At 67.8% G+C, this 24018-nt stretch carries 24 protein-coding genes; 8 read left to right on the top strand and 16 right to left on the bottom strand.

Annotated features, from left to right (window positions below; genetic code table 11):
- Positions 1-35: 35 nt before the first annotated feature.
- The 3 genes from AB4070_RS17120 to AB4070_RS17110 are packed head-to-tail and all read right to left on the bottom strand — an operon-like array spanning position 36 to position 3194.
- Positions 36-869, bottom strand: a complete 834-nt coding sequence (locus tag AB4070_RS17120; protein WP_441981156.1) for a carbohydrate ABC transporter permease — start codon at positions 867-869, stop codon at positions 36-38.
- A 7-nt stretch (positions 870-876) separates the two neighbouring features.
- The gene (locus AB4070_RS17115; protein ID WP_441981393.1) at positions 877-1812 is read right to left on the bottom strand and encodes a carbohydrate ABC transporter permease; all 936 of its coding nucleotides are present in this window, start codon (positions 1810-1812) and stop codon (positions 877-879) included.
- Positions 1812-3194 (bottom strand): extracellular solute-binding protein, encoded by a 1383-nt coding sequence (locus AB4070_RS17110; protein ID WP_441981155.1) that lies wholly within the window; start codon positions 3192-3194, stop codon positions 1812-1814. The genes AB4070_RS17115 and AB4070_RS17110 overlap by 1 nt, the downstream gene beginning before the upstream one ends.
- 198 nt (positions 3195-3392) lie before the next feature.
- Here AB4070_RS17110 and AB4070_RS17105 point away from each other — a divergent pair, with 198 nt between their 5' ends.
- Both AB4070_RS17105 and AB4070_RS17100 read left to right on the top strand, forming a co-directional pair.
- Positions 3393-4427 (top strand): LacI family DNA-binding transcriptional regulator, encoded by a 1035-nt coding sequence (locus AB4070_RS17105; RefSeq protein WP_441981154.1) that lies wholly within the window; start codon positions 3393-3395, stop codon positions 4425-4427.
- Between the two features lie 123 nt (positions 4428-4550).
- Positions 4551-5303: an SDR family NAD(P)-dependent oxidoreductase gene (locus AB4070_RS17100; RefSeq protein WP_441981153.1), complete on the top strand. Its 753-nt coding sequence runs from the start codon at positions 4551-4553 to the stop codon at positions 5301-5303.
- Positions 5304-5447: 144 nt separating this feature from the next.
- Here AB4070_RS17100 and AB4070_RS17095 read toward each other — a convergent pair whose 3' ends face one another.
- Together AB4070_RS17095 and AB4070_RS17090 are read right to left on the bottom strand one after the other, a co-directional pair.
- Entirely contained in the window at positions 5448-5774 is a 327-nt protein-coding gene (locus AB4070_RS17095; RefSeq protein ID WP_282847437.1) for a DUF7882 family protein, read from the bottom strand.
- Positions 5775-5845: 71 nt separating this feature from the next.
- Positions 5846-6268 (bottom strand): MarR family transcriptional regulator, encoded by a 423-nt coding sequence (locus tag AB4070_RS17090; protein ID WP_441981152.1) that lies wholly within the window; start codon positions 6266-6268, stop codon positions 5846-5848.
- Positions 6269-6417: 149 nt separating this feature from the next.
- On the opposite strand from AB4070_RS17090, the gene AB4070_RS17085 reads away from it, so the two are divergent.
- On the top strand, positions 6418-6657 hold the full coding sequence (locus AB4070_RS17085) for a hypothetical protein (protein ID WP_441981151.1): 240 nt from the start codon (positions 6418-6420) through the stop codon (positions 6655-6657).
- Positions 6657-7211, top strand: a complete 555-nt coding sequence (locus AB4070_RS17080) for a MarR family winged helix-turn-helix transcriptional regulator (protein WP_045262317.1) — start codon at positions 6657-6659, stop codon at positions 7209-7211. Before AB4070_RS17085 ends, AB4070_RS17080 begins: the two co-directional genes overlap by 1 nt.
- Positions 7212-7220: 9 nt before the next feature.
- Here AB4070_RS17080 and AB4070_RS17075 read toward each other — a convergent pair whose 3' ends face one another.
- The 3 genes from AB4070_RS17075 to AB4070_RS17065 all read right to left on the bottom strand — a co-directional run bounded on the left by AB4070_RS17075 (position 7221) and on the right by AB4070_RS17065 (position 9534).
- On the bottom strand, positions 7221-7538 hold the full coding sequence (locus tag AB4070_RS17075; protein WP_045262318.1) for an ArsR/SmtB family transcription factor: 318 nt from the start codon (positions 7536-7538) through the stop codon (positions 7221-7223).
- Entirely contained in the window at positions 7535-8017 is a 483-nt protein-coding gene (locus tag AB4070_RS17070) for an SRPBCC domain-containing protein (protein ID WP_441981150.1), read from the bottom strand. The genes AB4070_RS17075 and AB4070_RS17070 overlap by 4 nt, the downstream gene beginning before the upstream one ends.
- Positions 8018-8310: 293 nt before the next feature.
- Positions 8311-9534 (bottom strand): MFS transporter, encoded by a 1224-nt coding sequence (locus tag AB4070_RS17065; RefSeq protein ID WP_441981149.1) that lies wholly within the window; start codon positions 9532-9534, stop codon positions 8311-8313.
- Between the two features lie 169 nt (positions 9535-9703).
- Between AB4070_RS17065 and AB4070_RS17060 the strand changes: the two genes are divergently transcribed.
- Positions 9704-11344 carry an SDR family oxidoreductase gene (locus AB4070_RS17060; protein WP_441981148.1) on the top strand — a complete coding sequence of 547 codons (1641 nt, stop codon included), beginning with the start codon at positions 9704-9706 and terminating at the stop codon, positions 11342-11344.
- A 45-nt stretch (positions 11345-11389) separates the two neighbouring features.
- Here the strand turns inward: AB4070_RS17060 and AB4070_RS17055 are convergent, their stop codons facing one another.
- A complete protein-coding gene (locus AB4070_RS17055; protein ID WP_441981147.1) occupies positions 11390-13381 on the bottom strand; it encodes a BCCT family transporter in 1992 nt (663 codons plus the stop codon).
- A 194-nt stretch (positions 13382-13575) separates the two neighbouring features.
- Here AB4070_RS17055 and AB4070_RS17050 point away from each other — a divergent pair, with 194 nt between their 5' ends.
- Positions 13576-14520, top strand: coding sequence for a hypothetical protein (locus AB4070_RS17050; RefSeq protein WP_441981146.1), 945 nt, complete (start codon positions 13576-13578; stop codon positions 14518-14520).
- Positions 14521-14523: 3 nt separating this feature from the next.
- Here the strand turns inward: AB4070_RS17050 and AB4070_RS17045 are convergent, their stop codons facing one another.
- From AB4070_RS17045 to map, 3 genes are all read right to left on the bottom strand, one after another.
- Complete coding sequence (locus AB4070_RS17045; protein ID WP_441981145.1) at positions 14524-16218, bottom strand: ABC1 kinase family protein; 1695 nt, start codon at positions 16216-16218, stop codon at positions 14524-14526.
- Between the two features lie 45 nt (positions 16219-16263).
- Positions 16264-16899, bottom strand: coding sequence for a PadR family transcriptional regulator (locus tag AB4070_RS17040; protein WP_282847414.1), 636 nt, complete (start codon positions 16897-16899; stop codon positions 16264-16266).
- Between the two features lie 89 nt (positions 16900-16988).
- Positions 16989-17762 (bottom strand): type I methionyl aminopeptidase, encoded by a 774-nt coding sequence (map, locus tag AB4070_RS17035; protein WP_441981144.1) that lies wholly within the window; start codon positions 17760-17762, stop codon positions 16989-16991.
- A 66-nt stretch (positions 17763-17828) separates the two neighbouring features.
- Between map and AB4070_RS17030 the strand changes: the two genes are divergently transcribed.
- Complete coding sequence (locus AB4070_RS17030; RefSeq protein WP_441981392.1) at positions 17829-18107, top strand: helix-turn-helix domain-containing protein; 279 nt, start codon at positions 17829-17831, stop codon at positions 18105-18107.
- A gap of 130 nt (positions 18108-18237) precedes the next feature.
- On the top strand, positions 18238-19881 hold the full coding sequence (locus tag AB4070_RS17025) for a glycosyltransferase family 2 protein (RefSeq protein WP_441981143.1): 1644 nt from the start codon (positions 18238-18240) through the stop codon (positions 19879-19881).
- A gap of 89 nt (positions 19882-19970) precedes the next feature.
- On the opposite strand, the gene AB4070_RS17020 is transcribed toward AB4070_RS17025, so the two are convergent.
- The 4 genes from AB4070_RS17020 to AB4070_RS17005 form a co-directional block, all read right to left on the bottom strand.
- Positions 19971-21218, bottom strand: coding sequence for a hypothetical protein (locus AB4070_RS17020; protein WP_441981142.1), 1248 nt, complete (start codon positions 21216-21218; stop codon positions 19971-19973).
- A 122-nt stretch (positions 21219-21340) separates the two neighbouring features.
- Entirely contained in the window at positions 21341-22210 is an 870-nt protein-coding gene (gene panB / locus AB4070_RS17015) for a 3-methyl-2-oxobutanoate hydroxymethyltransferase (RefSeq protein WP_441981141.1), read from the bottom strand.
- The gene (panC, locus tag AB4070_RS17010; RefSeq protein WP_441981140.1) at positions 22207-23091 is read right to left on the bottom strand and encodes a pantoate--beta-alanine ligase; all 885 of its coding nucleotides are present in this window, start codon (positions 23089-23091) and stop codon (positions 22207-22209) included. The genes panB and panC overlap by 4 nt, the downstream gene beginning before the upstream one ends.
- The gene (locus tag AB4070_RS17005; RefSeq protein ID WP_441981139.1) at positions 23088-23864 is read right to left on the bottom strand and encodes a DUF2520 domain-containing protein; all 777 of its coding nucleotides are present in this window, start codon (positions 23862-23864) and stop codon (positions 23088-23090) included. Before AB4070_RS17005 ends, panC begins: the two co-directional genes overlap by 4 nt.
- Between the last annotated feature and the right edge of the window lie 154 nt (positions 23865-24018).

The following is a 24018-nucleotide window of genomic DNA, read 5'->3' as shown; positions in this document are numbered from 1 at the left end:
CGGGCAGTCGACTTTCTGTTTGATGGGCGCGTGCGTCACTTGCCGACGCCCGCTGTGAGTCCTTCGCGCAGCGGCTTCTGCCCGAAGAAGAACACCAGGAGCGCAGGGATCATCGAGAGGATCACACCGGCGAGCACCGTCGAGATGCTGCCGGTGCCGAGATTGCCCTGCAGCGTGACGAGTCCCAGTGGCAGGGTGAAGTTCTGATCGCTGATGGTCATGATGAGTGGTCGGAAGAACTCGTTCCAGTGATAGTTGAAGGCGAGGATGCCGACGATCGCGAGGGCCGGTGTCGCCAACGGCAGGTACACGCCGAAGAACGTGCGCCAGGGTCCGGCACCGTCGAGCTGAGCGGCCTCCCCCAGCTCCGTCGGGATCCCCATGAAGTACTGCCGCATCAGGAACGTGCCGAACGCGGTCGGCAAGGCGGGCACGATGAGTGCCAAGAGCGTGTCGGCGAGACCCATACCCCTGACCAGCATGAACACGGGCACGATAGTGACCTGCAACGGGACCATCATCGTCGCGAGGATCAGAGCGAACAGAATCTTCTTGCTGCGGAACTCGAACTTGGCGAAGACGTAACCCGCCATCGCCGCAGAGAGCATCTGCCCCGCTGCGACGAGCATCACCACGAGCGCGCTGTTCCAGGCATACAGCCAGAGCGGGATCTTGGTGAAGACGTCGGCGAAGGCATCGAAGCCGACCGTGACCTCTTGAGTGACACTGTCAGTGGGCGAGAGCGCCGTTATGAGCGTCCACACCACGGGACCGAGGGTGAGGAAGGCCGCCACCCCGAGGATGACGAACTTGCCACCCGTGCTCAGGCTGTGCGCCCACGAGCGCTTCGTGATCATTGTCGTAGTCATGATGGCCTCACCCGTAGAAGACGAATCGGCGGCTCAGCCGGAACTGGATGGCCGTGACGAGCATGATGAGAAGCGTCAGCACGATTCCGATGGCGGAGGCGCCACCGAAGTCGAGTTCCCGGAAGGCGGACTCGTAGATCACCATCACTGCGGTCCGGGTCTCATCACCAGGCCCGCCGCGGGTGAGGACCCACGGCTGATCGAAGATCTGCAGCGCGTTGATGATCGCCATGACCGATGCGACCAGAAGGGTCGGGCTCACCAGGGGCAGCGTGATCATGCGGAACTGAGTCCACCCGGCCGCGCCGTCGAGAGACGATGCCTCGTAGACCTCGCTGGGGATCGCGGCGAGCCCTCCGATGAAGAGCAGGAACGTGAACCCGAAGTTCTGCCACACGTAGACCAGCAGCACCACGACTTTCGCCCCCAGACCGGTCGTCAGCCACCCCACGTCGGCGATGCCGATCAGGTTGAGAGTCTGGTTCACGAGCCCGAATTCCTGGTTGAACAGGTACGCCATGATCAGCGAGACGGATGCCGCCGACAGGATCAGCGGGAAGAACAGCGACGACCGGAAGAAGGTGCGCAGCCACGTCGGCATCTTCGATTGCACGAGAATCGCCAGCACCAATGCGACAGCGAGTTGCAGGATGACAGCCACGACGACGAAGCCGACGGTGTTCAGGAACGACACGCGCACCGTCGGGTTCATCGCGAGATCGACGAAGTTGTCGACTCCGACGAATACCGGATCGGAGATGATGTCCCAGCGGAAGAACGCGAGGACGAAGGATCCGATGATCGGCACGAGGTTGAAGAGCCCGAGGCCGATCAACGTGGGCGCCAGGAAGACCCACACGATCGCTCGCCCGGATCGACCCGTGGTGCCGGTCTCGCCGCGTGCTCCCGGCGGGACGGTGAGGGTTCGCGTGTTGTCCGACATCATCGTCCTCCCAGCGCGATCTCGAGATCTCGCTGCATCGTCTCCAGGCCCCGGCGGACGCCCGAAGGACCGTTGGTGATGGTCGACACCACGTTCTTGAGCAGGGCGGACTCGACCGCGGCCTGCTGCGGCGGGGCCGGCATCGGGCCGGTATCGGGAAACTTGTCGAGAGTGTCGTAGAAGATCTCCCAGTGGGCAGGTCCCACCCCGGCGCCATACAGCTCGGCGTTGAGCGAGCGGCGGGGCAGAGAGGAGTCGGGTCGAGGATGAGCGATCCTCATCCCCTCGACCGAGACGCAGTACTTGAGCCACTCCCAGGCCTCGTCCTTGCGCGGAGAGGTCTCCATGATCGCGTAGCCGCCCGCGCCGAATTGATGCCGTTGTCCCGACATCCGCGGGAAGTAGGTGACGTCATACGCGTCGTTCGCGACGCCGGCCTCTTCGAGTCCACGCACCCAGAACCCTCCTGCGGGTGTCATCCCGACCGCCCCCGTGGAGAACAGCGAGACCAGTTCGTTTCCCCCACCCTGGGCGGGGTTCGCTGCAAGACCCTCCGAGACCATGCGCTCCAGCACGGAGAAGCTCTCGATGGCACGCTCGTTCAGTGCGTCGGCCTGCTGCCACACGTACCCTCCGCTGCGGGACGACTGGTCGGGGTAGAAGCGATTCCAGAACCAGTCACCTCCGCCTGCCTTCTCTTCGCGCAGGAAGCTCGTGTTGTTGACGTAGAGCCACGGCACCACACCGCCCCAGAGCCGGTTGTTCCAGAAGTACGGGAGAAACTGCTCGGGAGCACTCTTCTTCATCGAGCGTGCCGTTGTGAGGAAGTCCTCCAGCGTCCAGTTGTCTGCGGGACGTGCGAGCCCCGCACGCTCCATGGCCTGGGTGCTGTAGAAGACATTGGCCGCGTTGAAGTTGTCCGGCATCTGGAACAGGCTGCCCTGATACATGAACGCCTCGATGAGAGTCGGATTCACATCATCGAAGTACTCCTGCATCTCGGACGCGTCCCTGCGCACGAAATCATCGAGCGGATGCGCGAGGCGTGAGGCGAAGAGCTGCGAGCCCTCGGTCGCGACCGTGACGACGTCCGGGGGCGTACCCGCAGCGATCATCGTGAGGATCTTCGCGAAGTACTCGCTCCAGTCCTGCCCCTGGATGGCGACGATGCGCACCTCGATGCCGGGATGCTTCCGCTGGAATCCGTCGATCAACGACTGGCGCGCCACCGCGTCCTGCGCCGTGCCGAAGAGGGCGACCGTCAGAGTGTCGGTGCTGCGACCGGGGATGTCGGACCCGGTGAGCCGCGGCCACGAGACCACGGTGCCGACGATACCCAGTCCGATCGCGCCGAACAGCGCCCTACGAGTGAGATCAACCACGATGTTCTCTCCTGTTTTCGTGACTCCGCCGCGGACGGTAAGCAGTAGCCGCAGGGAGGTGCTGAATTGATTCAGCACGCCGAGGCTAGCATCGCGGATCGGGGGCTGCAAGCGATTTGCTAAATCAATTCAACGCGCCTGGTTCCGCGGGAGCACCCGCACTGCCTAAGCTGGAGCTGTCACGACAGGAGGACGCAGGTGCCGAAGAACGTCGATCGCAGGCCGACGCTCGCCGACGTCGCCGCGCTCTCGGGCATGTCGAAGACCGCCGTCAGCATGATCCTGAACGACCGGCCGGGCTCGCGCCTCTCCGCCGATGCCGTGCGCAGGGTCCGCGCCGCCGCTGAGGAGCTCGGATACCGACCCAATCCCGCAGCTCAGAGTCTGCGACTCGGCAAGACGAAGACGCTCGGCTTCATCTCCGATCAGATCACGGTGACGCGCTACGCATCCGAGATGATCCGCGGCCTCCTCTCCGCCGCCAAGGAGCACGACTACACCGTTCTGATCGCCGAGACCGAGGGCGATGACGCGAAGATCGCGGATGAGATCCAGGCGATGATCGATCGGCGCGTCGACGGCATCCTCATCGGCTTGCTCGGCGCCCGCATGATCGACGTGCCGCAGACACCGCACGACGTGCCGGTCGTGATCGTGAACGGCACGTCGACGACGGGACACGCCTCGGTCCTCCCCGACGAACGCACCGCGGGGCACGCGATGGCGAAGCTGCTCACCGATGCCGGACACCGACGGATCGGCGTCATCGGCAACAACCCCCTGGCCGTATCGTCACCGCGCCACTCGGTCACCATCGGTCCCCGATTCGACGGCATCCACGCCGCCTTCGCCGAGGCAGGAGTGGAGCCGGTCGTCGTCGACGTCTCCGATTGGAATCCCGACGTCGGCTATACGCAGACGATGCGGATACTGGATGCCCACCCCGATCTCACAGCGATCCTGGCCGGAAACGACGGGGTGGCGTTCGGGGCGTACCAGGCGATCGCAGAGCGCGGACTCACGGTGCCGCACGACATCTCCGTCGCGTCGTTCGACGACGAGGAGCTGGCGAGCTTCCAACGGCCGGGACTCACGACCGCGCGCCTGCCCTACGACGTGATCGGGCGCAACGCGGTCGAGATGCTCCTCGGCGATCGCCCTCTGGGAGCGATGCTGATCCCCATGCCCGTCATCGTCCGCGCCTCGATCCGACACCCGAGCCAACGCACGTGACGCCGATGCGCTGTTTCCATTCACGTGAATCCACCCCCGCCTTTCAGGCGTAGGCTGGAGTGAAGGACGGACCGTCCGAGAAGATCTCCCGGCACCGTGCCCGCCCGGAAGTGGAGTCCCCTCGTGGCTCAGTACGACGTCTCGAACCGCTCGGCGATCGTGACGGGAGCAGGCAGCGGAATCGGTCGCTCGACCGCCCTCCTGCTGGCGAAGAACGGCGCATCCGTCGTGGTCAACGACCTGAACGCGGACCACGCGAACGCGGTCGTCGAGGAGATCCGCGCAGCCGGCGGCACGGCCGAGGCCTCGGTCGGCGACGCGACCGACTCCGCGTGGATCGCCTCTTCCATCGAACTGGCGAACTCTCTCGCCCCGCTGCGCATCGGCGTCAACAATGCCGGCATCGGCGGCGCATCCGCTCCGACGGCCGAGTACGAGGACGAGGCCTGGGACAAGGTCATCGCGATCAACCTCAACGCGGTCTTCCGCAACATGAAGGCGCAGATCCCCTCGATCCTCGCGAACGGCGGCGGCTCCGTCGTGAACATCGCATCGATCCTCGGCAGCGTCGGCTTCGCCAACTCCCCCGCCTACGTCACCGCCAAGCACGGCGTGGTCGGCATGACCAAGTCGGCAGCGCTCGAGTACTCGGCACAGGGCGTGCGCGTGAACTCCGTGGGCCCCGGCTTCATCGACACCCCACTGCTCGCGAACATGGGACCCGAGGCGAAGGACTTCCTCGTGTCGAAGCACCCGATCGGACGCCTCGGTCAGGCCGACGAGGTCGCCAACCTGATCGCGTTCCTCGCCAGCGACGCCGCGAGCTTCATCACCGGCAGCTACCACCTGGTCGACGGCGGCTACACCGCCCTGTGATCGAATGGCATCCGACCCCGGGACCCGATTCCCGGTGGTCGGATGCCATCAGCAGCGACGCAGACACCCCCCATGTCGTCGCTGCGCACCTCCGTCCGTCGCGCCCGCTTTGCCCAGGAGCGCGTCGGCGGCAGAGGCGAGCCGTCAGGCGACCGCGTGCATCGGCGGAACCGCCGAGAGGAGCGGTGCCAGCTCCATGTCCGTCAGGTCCAGGCCGTGCGCAGAACTCGCTGCGGCCATCATCTTCACCAGCAGTGGGCGCTGGAGTTCGATCTCCTCCGCGACGGCGAAGCGCACGGGAATCGACGCGTGCATCCACAGCGTCTCCGTGCCGGATCGCGACGTACGCAGGGTGAGCGGAAACGACTCTCCCCGGCGAAGCTTGGTCACGGTGACGAGGCGAAGATGGGCGAGTGTCGCATCGTCGATCTCCACGATCTGCGATTCCCCGGCGTAACTGAGCTGGCCCATGAGTACCTCGTTTCCTGTGTATTTTGTACAGGAAATAGATTACTAGTTTAGCTAGCTAAATGCCAAACCGACTATTCGATCGCGTCGATCTCCGACGCGAGACGTCGCAGGAACCTCGAGATCACGGCGAGCTCGTCGGAGGTGAAGCCCTCTTCCACCCGCGCCACCCGCCGCGAGATCTCGTCCGCCGGGGAGTTGATGTCGCGGAGCGAAGGACGGATCACCTTCGAGCGCCTGTCGTCCGGATGCGCCGTCACCACGATCTGCGCACGATCGGACAGACGCCGGATCACGGAGGTGATCGCCGCGGTGCTGACCCCCAGGTGAACAGCGAGATCACTCGGAGTCACGGGCGCATCGATCGGGGCCGCTGCGATGAAGCGAAGGGCCGAGCGATCGGTCTCGTTGGGCTGACGCCCCGCCACGAGGCGCCGCGCGAGCCGCGCCTCCACGCGCAGCAGTTCATCGACGTCGCGGTCGAGCCGAGACGCCATGACCCCCAGACTGTTCCCCATCACACCCCTCATCGATTCCGGATCCCATCTTAGCTTGGAAGTCTTTTTATCTGTCTGACTAGCAAAATCCCGCGTCCGTGACACCATCCCGCCGGTGAGAGGATGGATGTACCGCACGAAAGGACGTCATGGTCGAGCGATCCGCACTCGAGGACGAGAAGTACATCGGCTACGCCACCCTCCTCGAGCGCCTGGAACGACAGTTCCCCACGGTCTCCCGCGACCGGATCGAACAGATCATCGTGGCCGAGAACGACGCGATCACGGGCGGCTTCCTCCTGGTCGTCCCCGCCGGGGTCGCGACAGGTGCGATCGAGATGCTGACGCGGGAGTCCTCTCCCGTGGCAGACGGAGAGGCGGTGGCCTGATGAGCGAGCCCCAGGAGTACGCACGCTCGGGGTACTGGTACCCCGACTCCGAGAGCGCCAGCACCGTCGATGTCCTGAACATGCTGCGGCGTTACCGCGCGGCCGAGACCGCGATGCGTGCCCGCACCCGAGCATCGATGGGCATGAACGAGACCGACCTGATGGCGCTGCGCTTCCTGCTGCGCGAGCAGCGTGCGGGCCGCATCGTACGTCCGATCGACATCGCCAGGATGCTCGACATCTCCACGGCGTCGACGACCACGCTCATCGACCGCCTCGAGAAGGGCGGACACGTCCGTCGCGAGGCGCATCCGACGGACCGCCGCGCCGGAGTCGTGGTTCCGAGCGTGAGCAGTGACGAGGAGGTCAGGGCCACCCTCGGTGCCATGCATCGCCGCATGCTCACCCTGGTCGACGAGCTCTCCGACCAGGAACGTGCGGTGGTCACACGGTTCCTCGCCGGCATGACCGCGTCGATCGAAGAGGCCTCCGACCTCGACCAGGAGCTCCGGAACGTGATCCGGGACGAGAAGGGCCCCCACGCGGCGGAGTGATCGCGCGCGCTACAGCCCTTCCGCGATCTCCTTGATCGCGGCGAGGCGGCGATCCCACTCGCGTCCGATCACGTCGAGCTTCGCAGCCGTGGCGGAGAGCTCGGCGCCGACGACGCGGAAGCGCACCTCACGCCCTACGCGAACCGGCTCGACGAGTCCCACCTCCTGCAGTACGGCGAGGTGCTTGGCGATCGCCTGACGGGACACCGGAAGGCGCCCGGCGAGGGCGGACGCCGAGGCATCCCCCTCGCCGAGGGCCGTCAGGATGCTCCAGCGCGTCTCGTCCGCGAGTGCCGCGAACACGGGAAGCAGTGTCTCGGTCGTCACGCTTCGCCTTCCACGAGCGCGACCATCTTGTCGAGCTCCAGATCCCAGCCGGTGCGGTGCGACTCGAGGTTGGCCTTGGGGTCGGAGGTGCGCTCGAACCCGCTCTCGACGACCGTGAGCCGCGTGCCGCCGTCCGCTTCCTCGAGCGTGAAGGTGAAGACGGTCGAGGTCGACTCGTCGATGCTGTCCGGCAGCGCGCCGAGGGCGTCGTCGTTGTTCCAGCGGTAGGTGATGCGGCGCGGCTCGTCGAACTCCTCGACGCGGAGGGGGATCACGTCGTAGTCGGGGAACGTCATCGTGCCGGTCGCTCCGACGCCGCTGCCGTCGAGCACCGTGCGCCCGAACCAGCGTGAGATGTGCTGCGGCTCTGCCACGGCTCGCCACACCTTGTCGACGGATGCCGCGATCTGGATGCTCCGCCGTACCGAGAACGTTTCCTCGTCGACGACGGATGCCTCGTTGTGGGTCATGTTCACCATGATGGGTCCTCTCGGGATTTCCTGCATGTCCTGCCGGCCGGGTCGGCCGACTGCAACTCTAGAGTTGCACTTCTTGACACCATGCGCAACCCTGGAGTTGCAGTAAGTTCACCCCTCACTCCACACCGCTTACTCCACACCGCCTCACGCCGGCGTCACCTGTCGGAAGAATTCACGAATGCATGAGGAATCTCCGGAAGACCGCCCGGCATCCGTGTTTCCTTCCGCCATCCGGAACCCGCCGGACCCACGGACGCACACCCGCACTTCAGCCGTGAGGCCCTGCGCCGGCCTCAGCCGCGGGGACGCCGCTTCTCGAGGAAGCCCGCCAGCACCACGGCGACGAGGGCGGCCACCGGCGCGACGAGGAGCCCCGCCCGCAAGCTCTCGTTCTCGGCGATGTACCCCACGAAGGGCGGAGACAGCAGGAACCCGAGGCGCAGCAGCCACGACACGATGGTGAGCCCGACGCCCGACCGCAGCCCCGGCAGCTCGTCCGCGGCATGCATCGCGGCGGGGATGAGCGTGGCGATGCCGAAACCGACGGCAGCGAACCCGAGGATCGTGCCCGGCACCGACGGGAACGCGAGCGCCAGCGTCATGCCGACCGCCGCGATGGCACCGCCGAACCGCGCGACCCACCTCTGGCCGAAGCGGTCCGTGAGCGGATCGCCGATGATCCGACCGATGAACTGCGCACCGACCAGGGCGATGAAACCGAGAGGAGCGATCGCCGCAGCGGCTCCGAGCGAGTCGGCGAGATACAGAGTCGCCCACGAGTTGCCCGCGTCCTCGGCGATAGCGCCGGCCATGGCGATGAGAGTCAGGGCGATGATCGCGATGACCGTGCGCGGCGTCACTCCGCGGCGCAGTGTTCCGGCGAGGTCGGCCGGCTCGGCCGTGGCCTCCTCGTCGACCTCGTCGTCGCGGCCGGGGAGGCAGAAGCGCAGGGCGACGAGCGCGACCGTGGCGAACACGGCCGTCGAGATGCCCAGGTGCACGGCCAGCGGCAGCTCCAGTGCGATCGCCACTGCGGCCATCGCCCCACCCAGCACCGCACCGATGGACCAGATGGCGTGGAAGCCGTTGATGATCGAACGCCCGTAGCGACGCTGCACCCGCAGGCCGTGGGCGTTCTGGGCGACGTCGGTGATGGCGTCGGACGCCCCGCCGAGGAACAGGGCGACCGCGAACAGCACCCCCGACGGCGCGAGGGCAGCCGACAGCAGGCCGAGGCTCGTGAGCACTGTGCCGATCACGGCGATGCGGGCGGAACCGAACCGACGGATCAGCACGGCGGCCAGCAGCCCGGCGGCGATCGCTCCCGCGGGAAATGCCGCGATCGCGAAGCCGTAACCGAGGTTGTCCAGCCCGAGCGCGGACTTGATCTCCGGATACCTGGGGAGGATGTTCGCGAACAGCGCCCCGTTGGTCAGGAAGAGAGCGGAGACGGCGATGCGCGCGCGGCGGGATGCCTGGTCGGGCACAGATCGTCGAATCGATTCGATGGAGGCCATGTCTACGATCGTACGGTGCGGGAGAGGGTGCAGCCGACACGGATCCGCGGCTCCGCCTGACGAACCACGGACCAGTGAGGTGCTCCGCGCACGCGGACGTCTCCTACTGACCACGCCCCCACCCCGCAACCCCGTTCCTCCCGCCTCCATCCCGGCCTACGCTCATCACATGCCAGAACTCACCCAGCCCACCGGTCGCGAAGAGGCGCTGCGCGCGGTTCGCCGCGACGACGGATCCGCCCCGCGCGCCCTCGTGCTCGGCGCGACCGGATACATCGGCGGACGGCTGACCCCGCGGCTGCTGAATGCCGGATACCGCGTGCGCGTGCTGGCGAGGGACGCGGCGCGGGCGGCTTCCTTCCCATGGGGTGGCGACTGCGAGATCGTCGAGGGCTCGGCGGATGATGCGGATGCCGTCGCCGCGGCCATGGACGACGTCGACGTCGTCTACTACCTGATCCACTCGATGTCGGCCGGCAAGGGCTTCGAGGAGAGCGACGAGCGCGCGGCGCAGACGGTGGCGGGTGCGGCTGCACGATCGGGAGTGCGTCGGATCGTCTACCTCGGCGGTCTGCACCCGGACGATGCGCAGCTCTCCCCGCACCTGCGCTCGCGTGTGCGGGTCGGCGAGATCTTCCTGGACTCAGGAGTGCCGACGCTCGTGCTGCAGGCGGGCGTCGTGATCGGCTCGGGGTCGGCGTCGTTCGAGATGATCCGCCACCTCACCGATGTGCTGCCGTACATGCCGGCGCCGAAGTGGGTGCGCAACCGCATCCAGCCGATCGCCGTGCGTGACGTGCTGCACTACCTGCTCGGTGCGGCACGGGTGGCACCCGACGTGAACCGCGCCGTCGACATCGGCGGCCCCGACGTGCTGCGCTACGGCCAGATGATGAACGGCTACGCGGTCGAGGCGGGCCTCCCGCAGCGTGCCATCGCCGCGCTCCCGGTGCTGACCCCCGGACTCGCCTCGCACTGGGTGAACCTGGTGACCCCGGTGCCTCGCTCGATCGCCCGGCCCCTCGTGGCGTCGTTGCAGAACGAGTGCATCATGAAGGACCACGAGGTCGACGAGCTCATCCCCCGTCCCGAAGACGGCCTGACGCCCTATCGGCGCGCCGTCGATCTCGCTCTCGGACGGGTGCGCGGCGACACCATCGAGACCAGCTGGCAGGACTCCGAGGTGTCCGGGGCGCCCAGCGATCCGCTCCCGAGCGACCCGGACTGGGCCGGCCGCACGGTCTTCACCGATTCCCGTTCCGTGACCACGAGCGCCTCCCCTGCCGAGCTGTGGCGCGTGATCCTCGGGATCGGCGGGGAGAACGGCTGGTATTCCTCCCCGCTGCTGTGGGCGGTGCGCGGATGGATGGACCGCATCGTCGGCGGCGTCGGCCTCCGTCGCGGACGCCGCAGCCGCACCGCCGCCCGTGTCGGTGACGCCATCGACTTCTGGCGCGTCGAAGCGGTGGAGACGACGGATGCCGGATCGCTGCTGCGCCTGCGCGCCGAGATGAAGGTCCCGGGCGAGGCATGGCTCGAGTTGCGTGCCGTGCCCGATGCGAAGGGTGCCCGCTACGAGCAGCGCGCGATCTTCTTCCCGCGCGGTCTCACCGGACGCCTCTACTGGCTCGCCGTGCTGCCCTTCCACGGCGCGATCTTCGCCGGCATGGCCGCGCGCATCACCGCCGCCGCCGAGGACCTCGAGACCTCTACCTCGGCACCGCCCCGCCCAGCCGGAACCAGCGAACCCGACGAGTCGGGCGAACGCGCCGAAGGCGAGCGCGCCGAGAAGTCACCTGATCCCGCGTGAGCGCCTGATCCGACGCCCCCCGACGCCCCGAGCCGGGGGTATGCCTCAATCCACGCGCGGCTGCGGCGCGGGGTCCGGGTCGTTCGGGCCGTCTTCCAACGCGGCATCGACAACGGCATCCACTTCCGCGGGAGGGATGATGTCGATCGCCTCGGTCGCGGCCTCATACACCTCGGCCAACGTGTCGTCGACGGTGTCCTCGTCGATCCAGGCGAGGTCGTCCTCCGAGTGGTCGTACTCGACGGGCACGAGGGCGAAGTCGTCGCCGTACTCCTCGAGCCCGGCCATGACGCTGTGGCGGACGGCGGCGCGGGCATAGCGGTCCCGCAGGATCAGCGGATCCCGTCGCAGGTCCTTCATGAACGCGATCATCATGAACGTCATGATGATCGCGAACGGCAGTGCCGCGATGATCGTCGCGTTCTGCAGCGACTGCAGACCGCTCCCCTCCGCGCCGATCACGAGCAGCACGGCGGCGATCACGCCCACGAGCACGCCCCAGACCACGGCGACCCAGCGCGATGGCTCCGGGCGGCCCTGCTGTGACAGCGTGCCCATGACGAGCGAGGCGGAGTCGGCGCCGGTGATGAAGAAGATCGCGATGAGGATGATCAGCACGATGCTGGTGATGAGCGGGAACGGCAGGTTCTCCAGTACGCCGAACAGCACCTCCTCCGGCGGGTCGACCACGAGGCCCGCGCCGTCCATCTGCTGCTGGATCGCCGTGGTGCCGAAGATCGCGAACCACACGAGAGAGATGGCGGACGGCACGACGATGACGACCGACACGAACTGACGGAGCGTGCGGCCACGGGAGATCTTCGCGATGAACATGCCGACGAAGGGGGACCAGGAGATCCACCACGCCCAGTAGAAGATCGTCCAGCTCGACAGGAAGGCCTGCGCGGTCTCGCCCTGCGACGCGGAGCGGCCGATCATGGTGGGCAGATCGCCGATGAACTGCACGGCGACCGACGGGATCACGTTGAGGATGAGCAGCGTCGGACCGACGAAGAACACGAAGAACGCCAACAGGATGGCGACCACGGCGTTGATGTTCGACAGCGCGCGGATGCCCTTGGAGACGCCGGAGACGGCGGAGGCGATGAAGCATGCGGTGAGCACCGCGATGACCGCGATGAGGACGCCGTTGCCGAGAGGTCCGGCACCGCTGACGATCTCGACGCCGTGGCCGATCTGCAGGGCCCCGAGGCCGAGTGAGGCGGCAGTGCCGAACAGCGTCACGATGATGGAGAAGATGTCGATCGTGCGGCCGATCGGACCCGTGGTGCGGTTCTCGCCCAGCAGCGGAGCGAAAATCGAGGAGATCAGCGGTGTGCGGCCGCGACGGTAGGCGCCGTACGCGATGGCTCCTCCGACGAGCGCGTAGAACGCCCAGGCCTGCGGGCCCCAGTGATACAGCACCTGGGTCTGTGCAGTGTGCATGGCCTCGAGGGTGTTCGCCTCGACGGTGCCGGGCGGCGGGTTCTCGAAGAACGTCAGCGGCTCCGCGGCGCCCCAGAACACCAGGCCGATGCCCATGCCCGCGGCGAAGAGCATCGAGATCCACGAGAACATCGAGAACTCGGGCTCCTCGTCGTCGCGGCCGAGTGGGATGCGCCCGTACTTGCTGAAGCCGACGAACAGCATGAAGACGAGGATGATCGTGGCGATCGTGGTGAAGAAGAAGCCAAAGTACTCCACCACCCAGGCCAGCACCGTGCTCGTCGTGCCGGCGAGATTGTCACCGGCGAACACGCCCCACGCGATGAAGGCGAGGGCGAAGGCGGCGGCGACACCGAAGACGAGCGGGTCGGTGCGGTAGGTGCGCCCCGTCTCCTCGACCGAGACACCGGGGACGAGCGCCGGATGCACACTGCGCGGCGGGACTGTCGTGATGTCGCGGACGATCTTGCGCGCGGTCTCGGAGGCCTTGGCCGGGAGGCGGTTAACACCGGTTCCGACGGTGTCCGTGCGCGGACGGGGAGGGTTCGATCCTGCGGAGCGTTCGTCGGGCTTCTCGTCAGGAGTGTCCATGAGAGTCCATTTTGTCATGCGAGGTGGCCGACCGTGTCGGAGCCGAAACCCAGATGGTCTGCGCTCACCGCGGCGCGTCGCGCTGCGAAGCGCCGGGCGCACGCTGTCTGCTCTGGGTTTTCGGGCGCGTCGCGGTCAGCGCGGGCGAGCGGATAGAAACAGCCGATGTCGGTTCTCGTGCATACTCTCGGCGCATGGCATTCACCACTCGCACTGGACGGACGGCCGCGATCGGCACGGGGTCGATGAGCACGAGTATCGTCCTGATGCTGGTCTCTTTCCTCGGGCTGGCGGCCCCGGTTGCCGTCGCAGTCGGTTTCGCCGTCTGGCTGCTATGGCCCGAAGCGAGGGTATCGATGAAGGAGCTGCTGCCCGCCGCGCTGTACTTCGCTGTGTCCGTCTTGGGCCTGCAGGTGATCATCCGCGCGGGCGCCGCCTGCTGCTATCTCGTAGCTTTCGTCGGCCCCCAGAGCAATGTCCGCAACCACCTCAGAGCCCTGGCACAGTCCAACACCGGACGCTACGCGGCTCTCGCCGCCGGAGTCGGCATCGTGATGCTGCCCGTGATGAAGTACCCCTTCGGCAGCGCCCGCGCTTTCGTAATCATCGGCCTCACCGTTGCACTCGTCTCCCTCGACATCCTGACCTTGCGCGGACTGACGAAGATCTCGCGCACGAGCCGCGCCGCGCCCTTCTACGAGGGTATGAACGAGGATGAGAAACGCATCGCCGACCGCCCCTGGCCGACGAGCAGCCGCCCGAGCTTCCCAGACCCCAAGTCGGTGAAGGTCGCCGCAGATGCCAGCAGGTATGAGCGACGTGCGAAGGACATCGCCGAGTTGCACGTGTGGATCGGGGCCGGGATCATCTTGATCTTCACAGCTTTCGTCGGCACGTCATTGTCGGCGAGCTGGGAGAAACCAGGCCCCGGCACCATGATCACCGTCTATGTCGTTCTCGGATTCGCGGCTCTGGGGTTCTGGCTGCAGCGGCGTGCGCGCAGCTACCGAGCGCTTGCAGACGAATTCGCCGCTCGAGCGTCCGACTTGGAAGCGCTGGCCGCCCGCTCTGTGAACCCTGCGGCGACAGCCCCATCACGATGGTTGAAACGGCTTCTCCGTCGGCGGTCGGAGGGCTAACGGTCAGCGCGGGCGACGTCCCCCGAACAGCGAATGCAGCAGCGGGAGTGCGGAGACGCAGACCAGGGTGATGCCCAGGGGCGGCACCGACGGCACGAGCAGCGCCCCGCCGACCAGGAACGCCGCGAACAGGACGCCGGAGCCGATGCGGCGCGCGATGCCCTCGAGCCGGTCCAGGCGGCGTTCGAGTCGTGAGGTGTCGAAGGTGACGTTGCCGTCGTCGAGGCGCGTGATGATCTTGTCGATGCGGCCGGGCAACGCCCAGGTCGTGGACATCGTGCCCATCGCCTGGTTCGCGAAGGCCTGCACGATGTTGCCGCTCTCGTCGCGCAGCAGACGGCCGGCGTAGGGCTCTGCCGCGTCCCACACGTTGAACGCCGGATCAAGACCGCTGCACATGCCGGAGGTCAGCGAGACGGCACGGATGAGCAGCAGCATGTTCTCGGGCAACTGCAGCGGGAGCGAGCGCACCATGTCGCCGAACTCCTCGGCGAAGTCACGGAACTCGCGCGGGTCGACCTTGCTCAGCTCGGCGAACCCCATCCCACCGAACCGGGCGAACAACGTGGTGAGCGCCCGCTCGAGCTCGGCCGTGTCGGCGGAAGGCAGCAGCACGCCGATCTCCTGCGCGGCGGCGACGAGGCCACGACTGTCACGGCCGGCCACCGCGATCAGGAGTGTGCGCAAGCCGTCGCGGAGGCTCGCGGGGATCTCGGCCATCATGCCGAAGTCGATGAACGTGAGGCGGAAACCACGCCCTGTGCTGCCCTCGACCACCGGCGTAGGCGTGACGAAGATGTTGCCGGGGTGGGGGTCGGCATGCACGAAACTGTGCGTGAACACCTGATCGAACATGACCTCGGCGAACACCGCGGCGACCTCGGACGGGTCGATGCCTGCGGCGCGGAGGGCTTCGGTGTCGTTGATCTTGATGGCCGTGACGTCCGAGAGAGTCAGCACCCGACGGGTCGAGCGCTCCCAGACGATCTCGGGGGTGTCGACGCGGGGATCGTCGGCGAAGTTCTCGCGGAAGCGTTCCGCGCTCGCGGCCTCGTGCAGGTAATCGATCTCCTCGAGGCTGGTCGCGGCGAACTCCTCCACGAGCGCGGGCGCGTCCACGCGGTCGGCGACGATGCGCACGCGCGTCAGCCAGCGCGCGACCCGGCGGAGCGCCGCGAGGTCGACCGCCACGATCTCATCGATGCCGGGTCGCTGGACCTTGACCACGACCTCGCCGAGCCCCGTGTCTGCCGCATCGAGCGCCGACAGCCGGGCGCGGTGCACCTGGCCGAGGGAAGCCGCGGCGACGGGGTTCTCATCGAACCAGGCGTAGGCGCGTTCGAGCGGGATCCCGAGCTCGGCTTCGGCGAGCGCACGGATCGCCGGCGTTGGCACGGGCGGAACCTCATCCTGCAGCCCTTCGAGCTCCTTCGTGATCTCCGGCGGCAGCACGTCGAGGCGCGACGACATGAACTGTCCCACCTTGATCATGAGTCCGCCGAGTTCGACCGCGAGCACATGGAACCGACGCGCGAACGTCTGCATCCGCTGCCCGCGCGTCCGCTCCGCGATCCGGCTCATGCCGAAGCGGGGCAGGACGAGTTCGAACCACCAGATCTTGAGGAACTCGCGACCGGCGAACGACAGGATGCGACGGTACCTGGCGCGGTGCACGCCCTGTGCCGCAGCCTCCGTCATCGCGTGGTCCCTTCGCAGACCCCCACTCGATGCCGCACTGCGCGGTCAGTCCTGCGCGAGGATCGTGTACAGCCTACGGCGGGCCTCGTCGAGAACCTCGATCGTCTGCTGCACCTGCTCGGCGGACCCGCTGCGACCCACCTGGGCGGCCGCGGCGGCGAGGTCGACGCCCGCCTTCGGCAGCGCGTGGAAGCGGGCGTTGTCGCGCTGACCGTCCTTGCCGTTCGATGACACCCAGGGGGCCGGGGTCTCCGAGCTCTCGTCGGCGACCGCGCGGCCGGCTTCGGTGAGCGAGTAGGTCTTGCGGCCGTTCTGCTCCTCCGCCTCGATCAGCCCTTCGTCGGCGAGCAGCTGCAGGGTCGGGTACACGGAACCGGCGCTCGGCTTCCACGTGCCGCCGCTGCGCTCGGCGATCTCGTTGATGATCTGGTAGCCGTGCATCGGCTTCTCGGCCAGCAGGGAGAGCACCGCCGTGCGGACATCGCCGCGGGCCATGCGTGAGCCGCCGGAGGGACGGGACTCGAAGGACTTCCGGAGCTGGTCCATCGCCTCGAAGATCGCGGATGCCGGGCCACCGGAGCCGGCGCCGAAGCCGGGTCCGCCGAAGAACCCGCCGGATCCTCCGCTGCTTCCGGAACCGCCGTTGCCGCCGAACGGGTTGGAGGGGAATGCGTTGCTCATGATGACCTCCTGCTGTAGGTGTGAACGATACTCAACGATATATCGTTAACCCTGGGCGCGGGGTGGGAGTCTTCGATCGGCACACCGGATCAGCGGGACGGCAGCGTCAGGATCTCGGCGCCGTACTCGGTGATGGCGATCGTGTGCTCGCTGTGCGCCGTGCGGCATCCGGTCGCGCTGCGCAGAGTCCAGCCATCGGCATCCGTGCGGAGCTCATCCGTGTCGGCCATGACCCAGGGCTCGAGGGCGAGCAGCAGGCCGGGGCGCAGCGCGTATCCCCTGCCCGGTCGACCGTCGTTCGCGACGTGAGGATCCTGATGCATGGTCGATCCGATGCCGTGCCCGCCGAACTCGAGGTTGATCGGGTAACCGGCAGCACTCAGGACCGCTCCGATCGCCTGGGAGAGGTCGCCGATACGCGCCCCGGCACGCGCGACGGCGATGGCGGCGGCGAGCGCGCGCTCGGTCGTCGCGATCATCGCCAGGTCTTCGGCGGCAGGATTCCCGCCGACCACGAAACTGATGGCCGCATCGGCGGCGACTCCTCGCAGCGTGACGGCCAGATCGAGCGTGAGCAGATCTCCGTCGACGAGCCGATAGTCGTGGGGCATGCCGTGCAGCACCGCGTCGTTCACCGCCGTGCAGACGTAGTGGCCGAAGGGTCCGCGGCCGAACGACGGCGCATAGTCGACGTAACAGGACTGAGCGCCGGCGCGCTCGATCAGCTCGCGGGCCCATCGGTCGAGGGCGAGCAGGTTCACGCCGACGGCAGCGCGCGCTTTCAGCTCCTGGAGGATGTCGCCGACGAGGGCGCCCGTCGCCCGTGCACGGCCGAGCTCGTCGGCGTTCAGTATCTCGATCACGATCTTCCCTCGTTGCTCCAATAACAATCCCGGTAATACTATCCCGGTAATACAATAGGTGCCATGATGGTCCGCCTGCCCCTCAGCCCCGAAGACATCGAACGCGGTGAGCGCCTCGGAACCGTGCTGCGTCGGGCGCGCGGAGATCGGTCGATGCTGTCGGTCGCGCTGGAAGCCGGGATCTCCCCCGAGACACTGCGGAAGATCGAGTCGGGGCGCGTGGCCACACCTGCCTTCTCGACGATCGCGGCCGTGGCCGACGTCCTTGGCCTCTCCCTGGACTCGGTGTGGGCGGAGATCGGTTCTCGCACGGACAGCGACCGCACCCCGAGCATCGCATCCTGACGCGCGCCGCCGCGTCATCCGCGACCGACAGCTCACGAGAGGTCCCTCGCGCACACGCCCGGCCGTCGCGCAAGCCCGGTGACGCACACAGGAAGACGTGGTTAGCTCTGGGAGTTGTCGACTTGGGGGAGTGAGACGTTTGTCACAGAGTGATCGGCCGGAGAAGAACAGCAGCGAGACAGGCACCATCCGTGTGAGCGTGGTCGTGCCGGTATTCCGACCTGGCCCCTCGTTCGATGGCCTCATCGCGTCACTGGATCGCCAGAGTCTGGGAACGGCGTCGTTCGAGGTGCTTCTGTGCGACGACGGCTCCGGCGAGCCCACGTCTGCTCGGCTGGCCGACATCGCCCGCGACCGCCCCCACGTGCGCGTGCTGTCGCTGGCGCACTCCGGGTGGCCCGGCATGCCGCGCAATCATGGTGTCGATGCGGCTCGTGGAACGTACGTGCAGTTCGTCGATCAGGACGACTACCTGTTCGACCGGGCGCTCGAGAAGCTGTGCGACTACGCCGACCTGCACTCCTCCGATGTGATCATCGGCAAGGAGGTGGGCATCGGCCGCCGCCTTCCGAGTCGGATCTTCAGCCACGACATCCCGAACGCGGTCCTCGGAACCGACCCGCTGCTCGAGATGCTGACGCCGCACAAGATGTTCCGCACCTCGTTCCTTCGGGCCAACGGCATCCGCTTCCCCGAGGGCAAGGTGCGGCTGGAAGACCACCTCTTCGTGATGCAGGCGTACTTCGCCGCATCGAGGATCTCGGTCCTGGCGAGTGAGCCGTGCTACGCCTGGGTGAAGGAGCCGGGAAGTGCGAGCTCCTCGCGCATCGATCCCGAGTCGTACTTCCCGCACCTCGAAACGGTGCTCGACCTCGTCGAGGCGCACACCGAGCCGGGGAAGCTGCGCGATCGTCTTCTGCGGCACTGGTTCCGAGGCAAGATCCTCAAGCGGCTCTCGGGCCGACAGATGGCCAGGTACCCCGACGACTACCGTGAACGCCTGCTCGATGTGGTCACGCCCCTGGCGCAGGAGCATTTCGGCCCCGGCGTCGATGCCGGCCTGGGGTTCCCGCATCGGATCCGCGCCGCTCTGCTGCGCGCCGGGCGACGTGACGACCTGCTGGAGCTCGCACGGTTCGAATCCGAGATCACGTGTCGCGCCGTCGTGACCGAGGCGCACTGGTCTCGCGGCGGCGGTCTGCACTTCACGATCCGCGTCACGCTCACGAGAGAGGGTCACGACGCGTTCGTCTTCGAATCCACGGTCGAAGAGTCGAGGGACGCCGAGTCCGGGGCCGCACGCTCCAAGAAGGTCACGCGACTCATCTCGCTCCCGGCCTCGACGACCGAAGGACTCCCGGAGAACCTCGTGGTCGCCAACCGCGAGCTCCGCAACGACCGGGTGGACCTCTTCCTCCGCGACCGCGACACCGGTGCCGAGCGCCGTCTCGGAGGCCGACTGCCCCGAAAGCTCGACTCCGCCCGCGTGGCGATCGACCCCGTCAAGGTGTTCGGTCCCGACGACGACTCCCGCGGAGGAGCGCTGACCGTGAAGGTCCGGCACGCGGGGTGGACCTTCGAGACCCCCCTCGAAGCCTCGCCTGCCGTGCTCGCCCGCGCCGGTCGGTCCCCGCTCCTCGCAGGCCGGTCCTGCACCCTCCTGGCAACCGAACAGGGCACGGTCGAACTGCACCGCGAGTGGCCCGGCGGTCGGGTGAAGGATCTCGCCGGACGGGCGGTTCGCCGCCTGCGCGCCCTCACCAGGAAGACCTGACGCGGAAGAGCTGACTCGCAAGAGCTGACACAGACCGGCTGACGCCGCGCATCCGAAGGCGCCCACAGCCGTCGACACACGCCGCCGTGTCACTGGAGGGCCGCGCGCGCGACGGCGCGCATCGCGGGGGTGATCGAGCCGAACGCTCTCGGCGACGAGAGCGCACACAGACTCTGGACCACCCGCTGCACCGCCGACCCTTCGCCTGCGCGCCCGAGGCCGCCTTCCCGATGCACCCGAGAGGACCACTCGGAGAACCTTCCGTCGCCTCGCCCTTCCTCCATCGCAGCCTCACCGCGCGCGACGACGCCGGCCAGCTCGTCGAAAGTCGAGGCGGATCCATCGGCGACAGCAAGGAGGGCGAGGGTCACGGCACGCGGCCAGGCGGTGGGGAACAGCCTCTCCCTCCCCAGCGCCCGCACGCCGTCGATGATCCGCAGGAATGCCCGCACCTCACCTTCCGCCAGCCCGCGTCCGAGGTTCGTGACCACGACCTGCCCGCGCAGCCTGCGCACTGCCTTGGCCCGACGGGCGAGCGACGCGAGAGCATCGGCAGGGTCGGGAAGGCCCGGAATCGCCACGTCCGGCCAGTCGAGGGCGTCGACGGCATCGGAGACGATCGTGCGGGGCAGCCACCCGTCGGTCGGATCCTGATCGACACCATCGGGGCCGATCCGCGCGACGAGCATTCGGATGCCGGCCGTCGCCGACTCCGCGAACTCCGAGCCCGCCGGGGTCTCCTCGAAGGGCACCGCGTCGATGAGCCCCGCATCGTCGAGGTGCGCGAGGAGGGCGAGTCGACGCACCGGGGACAGCCCTTGGCACAATGCCGCCAGCGGTGAGAACGGGCGGAGAGCATCGCCGGCCACCCCGCAAGCCGCAGGGTCGAGGCGCGGCTGCACCAGGCCGAACCGCTGGGCGAGCTCGAACCCCACATGCTCTGCGCGGAATGCGGGTCGCTGTGTCTGCCAGCTTCCCACCGGCGACGGGGGCACCAGGACGGACTCCGCGTCGACGACGGTGACCCGTGGGTCGCCCATCCGTGTCGCGTAGGGCCCGCTGATCACCACGTCGACCACATCGGCGACACCGGGGACCGGCACCTGCTGTGTCGGGGCACGCCAGGGACACAGGTCGACGTGCAGCGTCGGATCCGCGTCCGCGTCGGACTCGGTCACCTCCGGCTCGAGACCGAGGCTCAAGCGATAGGCCTCGATCAGCCAATAGGAGGGGGCATCCCGTGGCACACCGATGACGCGGGTGAGCTCGGGGCGACCTGCGACCGACATCTCGATATGAAGTGCCCACGTGACGTGGACGTGCTCGGAGAGTTCCATCCGCGCAACGCTAGGTCGTCTCCGGCATCACGTCTGGGCCGGAAGCCACTGAATGTCGAGAACTCGACGAAGCCGTCTTCGGTGCAGAAGAGTTGCGAGCACGGGCCGTCGGCAGGCGCGAACTACCGACTCGCGAGCAGCTGCTCGAGGCGCGCGGCCTCCCCCTCCGACATCGCATACCCGTGCTCGGGTGCAGGGTAGGCACCGCTGCGCACCTCCGATGCGTACGCCCCGACCCCCGAGATCGCGTCCGTCCGCAGCTCGGCATACCGCTTGACGAACTTGGCGGCAGCCCCGTCGTAGAGTCCGAGCAGATCGTGGAAGACGAGCACCTGTCCGTCCGCCGCACCGCCCGCTCCGATACCGATCACGGGGATGTCCAGCAGCGGCACGAGCGCAGCCGTCACCTCGGACGGCACGGCCTCGACGACGATCATCGAGCACCCGGCATCCTGCAGCGCCAGCGCATCGTCGATCACGGCCAGCGCCGCTTCGGCGGAGCGCCCCTGCGCACGGTAGCCCCCGAGCGCGGTGGCGGTCTGCGGCGTGAGCCCGACGTGCCCGACGACCGGGATGCCTGCCTGCACGAGCGCCCTGGCGCGGTGGACCGTCGCCCCGCCGCGCTCGATCTTCACCAGGTCGCACCCGGCCTCCTTGATGAAGCGCTGCGCGGTTGCGATCGCGACCTCGTCGGAGGCCTCGTACGAGCCGAACGGCAGGTCGCCGACGAGAAGAGGTGCTGTGAGCCCGCGCCGCACCGCCTTGGTGAGCATCAGCATCTCGTCGAGCGTGACCGGCACCGTGCTGTCATAGCCGAGCACGGTCATCGCCGCCGAGTCGCCGACGAGCACCACATCGACGCCGGCGGCCTCGACGATCTGCGCGCTCGGGTGGTCGTATGCGGTGACCATGACGATGGGCTCACCGGCCGCCTTCTTCGCAGCGAGGGCGGCGAGGGTGATCTGGGTGCGGGGAGCGGTATGAGCGCTCATGCGCTGACCTCCGTATCGGTTGCCGCCGACGCCTCGGCGACGTGCAGGACGTGGTTGTCGATCAGGCGGGCCGCCCCGACGTGTGCGGCGACCGCGAGCAGGGCGCCTCGATCGACGCGGGCGAGGGGGCGCAGCGTCTCGGCATCTCGGAGCTCGAGGTACTCGGGATCGATCCCGGCGTCAGCGAGCACTCGTCGCGCCGTGGAGAGGATGCTCCCCGCGTCCGGGTCACCCGCCTCGCACACCGCCGCCCCGGCATCGAGCGCCCGGTTCAGAGCGGAGGCCTGCACGCGGGCGTCGGCGTCGAGGTAGACGTTCCGGGAGCTCATGGCGAGGCCGTCCGCTTCCCGCACGATCGGACAGGCGACGATCCGCACGTCGAGGTCGAGGTCCCGCACGACGCGGCGGACGACGAGCACCTGCTGCGCATCCTTCTGCCCGAAGTACGCGGCGTCCGGTCGGACGATCCCGAACAGCTTGGTGACGACCGTGGCGACGCCGTCGAAGTGGTGCGCCCCACGACTCGCGCCGTCGAGCACGTCGGTGAGACCGGCGACGTGGATGTTCGTCGCGAACCCGTCGGGGTAGATCTCGGACGCGGTGGGAGCGAAGAGGATGTCGACGCCCGCGGCCTCCGCGAGCCCGGCGTCGCGGGCCTCGTCGCGCGGATATGCGCTGAGGTCTTCGTTCGCGCCGAACTGCGTCGGGTTGACGAAGAGCGACACGATGACCAGGTCGGATGCCTCGCGCGCAGCGCGCATGAGGGAGAGATGGCCATCGTGGAAGGCGCCCATGGTGGGCACGAGGCCGATGGTCTCACCCGCGGCTCTGGCGTCTCGGATCGCAGCGCGGACCTCGCGGATCGTGCGGAGGATTCTCATGCCGGGGGCTCCTCTCGTGCGGTGGCGGGGGCGATGGCGGCCGGTCGGGCAGCGACTTCGCGCGTGGCAGCGGCGAGTGCATCGAACAGGTCGTCGAGCACCAGACCTTCGGCGACAGCACGCTGGCGTGCGACCGTCTCCTCGTCGCCTCGGGCGATGGGTCCGGTCAGCACAGCGGCAGCGCCGTTCTTCGCCCAGTTCTCGACCGTCTGACGGACGAGCGGGGCCAGGATCGACCGGGCGACGTCGCGGGGAATCCCCGCATTCGAGGCCAGGCCCTCCGCGGCGTCGAGCACGGTGAGGACGAAGTTCGAGGCGAACGACGCGGCCGCGTGATAGCTCGCACGGTGGGCGTCGTCGACCTCGAACGGACGTGCACCGAGTGCGAGGGCGAGCTGTTCCGCGACCTCACGAGCTGCGGCCGTACGACCGGCGATCGCGGCACCGATGCCGCGGAACACCTCGGCGCCTTCCGTTCCGGTGAACGTCTGCAGCGGATGGAGGCTGAAATCCACACCCGTGAGCGCCGTCGCGCCGGATACATGTCCGAGGAAGCGCGTACGGGGCCGGGCGACGGCCGCAGCCTCGGCGATGGCCTCGTCCGGAACGCCGAGGAGGACGACATCCACATCCGGAATCCGCTCATCCCGTCCGAGAGGTCCGACGACGTCGAGTTCCGCTGCCCGCAGAGCCCGCGCGAGTACGCCTCCGAGACGGCCGGCGCCCACGATGGCGATGGTCGTCCCTGGTGCGAGAGAGGCGGATGTGTGCATATCGGTTCCCGGGCCGGATCACGCGGTTCGGGTGCCAGAAGTATCTGCCCGGCACCGCGCACGATCCAAATCGGAGAGCAGTACGCCCAGTCTGATACTACATAGGGATGACATTCTGTTTAGTGTTGTCCGCGTATATTTGTCTTTTCGCTCT

It is taken from the genome of Microbacterium sp. 2RAF4 (assembly GCF_052115285.1).
Taxonomy (GTDB): domain Bacteria; phylum Actinomycetota; class Actinomycetes; order Actinomycetales; family Microbacteriaceae; genus Microbacterium; species Microbacterium oxydans.
The sequence above is the reverse complement of the archived record's forward strand: the minus strand, read 5'-3'. Positions and strand labels throughout refer to the sequence as shown.

What these genes read in the sequence shown, in the direction of transcription:
- AB4070_RS17120 (WP_441981156.1), bottom strand. Translation starts at nt 869, where the DNA reads ATGACTACGACAATGATCACGAAGCGCTCGTGGGCGCACAGCCTGAGC.
- AB4070_RS17115 (WP_441981393.1), bottom strand. Translation starts at nt 1,812, where the DNA reads ATGTCGGACAACACGCGAACCCTCACCGTCCCGCCGGGAGCACGCGGC.
- AB4070_RS17095 (WP_282847437.1), bottom strand. Translation starts at nt 5,774, where the DNA reads ATGGGCCAGCTCAGTTACGCCGGGGAATCGCAGATCGTGGAGATCGAC.
- AB4070_RS17090 (WP_441981152.1), bottom strand. Translation starts at nt 6,268, where the DNA reads ATGGCGTCTCGGCTCGACCGCGACGTCGATGAACTGCTGCGCGTGGAG.
- AB4070_RS17085 (WP_441981151.1), top strand. Translation starts at nt 6,418, where the DNA reads ATGGTCGAGCGATCCGCACTCGAGGACGAGAAGTACATCGGCTACGCC.
- AB4070_RS17080 (WP_045262317.1), top strand. Translation starts at nt 6,657, where the DNA reads ATGAGCGAGCCCCAGGAGTACGCACGCTCGGGGTACTGGTACCCCGAC.
- AB4070_RS17070 (WP_441981150.1), bottom strand. Translation starts at nt 8,017, where the DNA reads ATGGTGAACATGACCCACAACGAGGCATCCGTCGTCGACGAGGAAACG.
- AB4070_RS17065 (WP_441981149.1), bottom strand. Translation starts at nt 9,534, where the DNA reads ATGGCCTCCATCGAATCGATTCGACGATCTGTGCCCGACCAGGCATCC.
- AB4070_RS17060 (WP_441981148.1), top strand. Translation starts at nt 9,704, where the DNA reads ATGCCAGAACTCACCCAGCCCACCGGTCGCGAAGAGGCGCTGCGCGCG.
- AB4070_RS17055 (WP_441981147.1), bottom strand. Translation starts at nt 13,381, where the DNA reads ATGGACACTCCTGACGAGAAGCCCGACGAACGCTCCGCAGGATCGAAC.
- AB4070_RS17050 (WP_441981146.1), top strand. Translation starts at nt 13,576, where the DNA reads ATGGCATTCACCACTCGCACTGGACGGACGGCCGCGATCGGCACGGGG.
- AB4070_RS17045 (WP_441981145.1), bottom strand. Translation starts at nt 16,218, where the DNA reads ATGACGGAGGCTGCGGCACAGGGCGTGCACCGCGCCAGGTACCGTCGC.
- AB4070_RS17040 (WP_282847414.1), bottom strand. Translation starts at nt 16,899, where the DNA reads ATGAGCAACGCATTCCCCTCCAACCCGTTCGGCGGCAACGGCGGTTCC.
- AB4070_RS17030 (WP_441981392.1), top strand. Translation starts at nt 17,829, where the DNA reads ATGGTCCGCCTGCCCCTCAGCCCCGAAGACATCGAACGCGGTGAGCGC.
- AB4070_RS17020 (WP_441981142.1), bottom strand. Translation starts at nt 21,218, where the DNA reads ATGGAACTCTCCGAGCACGTCCACGTCACGTGGGCACTTCATATCGAG.
- panB (WP_441981141.1), bottom strand. Translation starts at nt 22,210, where the DNA reads ATGAGCGCTCATACCGCTCCCCGCACCCAGATCACCCTCGCCGCCCTC.
- panC (WP_441981140.1), bottom strand. Translation starts at nt 23,091, where the DNA reads ATGAGAATCCTCCGCACGATCCGCGAGGTCCGCGCTGCGATCCGAGAC.
- AB4070_RS17005 (WP_441981139.1), bottom strand. Translation starts at nt 23,864, where the DNA reads ATGCACACATCCGCCTCTCTCGCACCAGGGACGACCATCGCCATCGTG.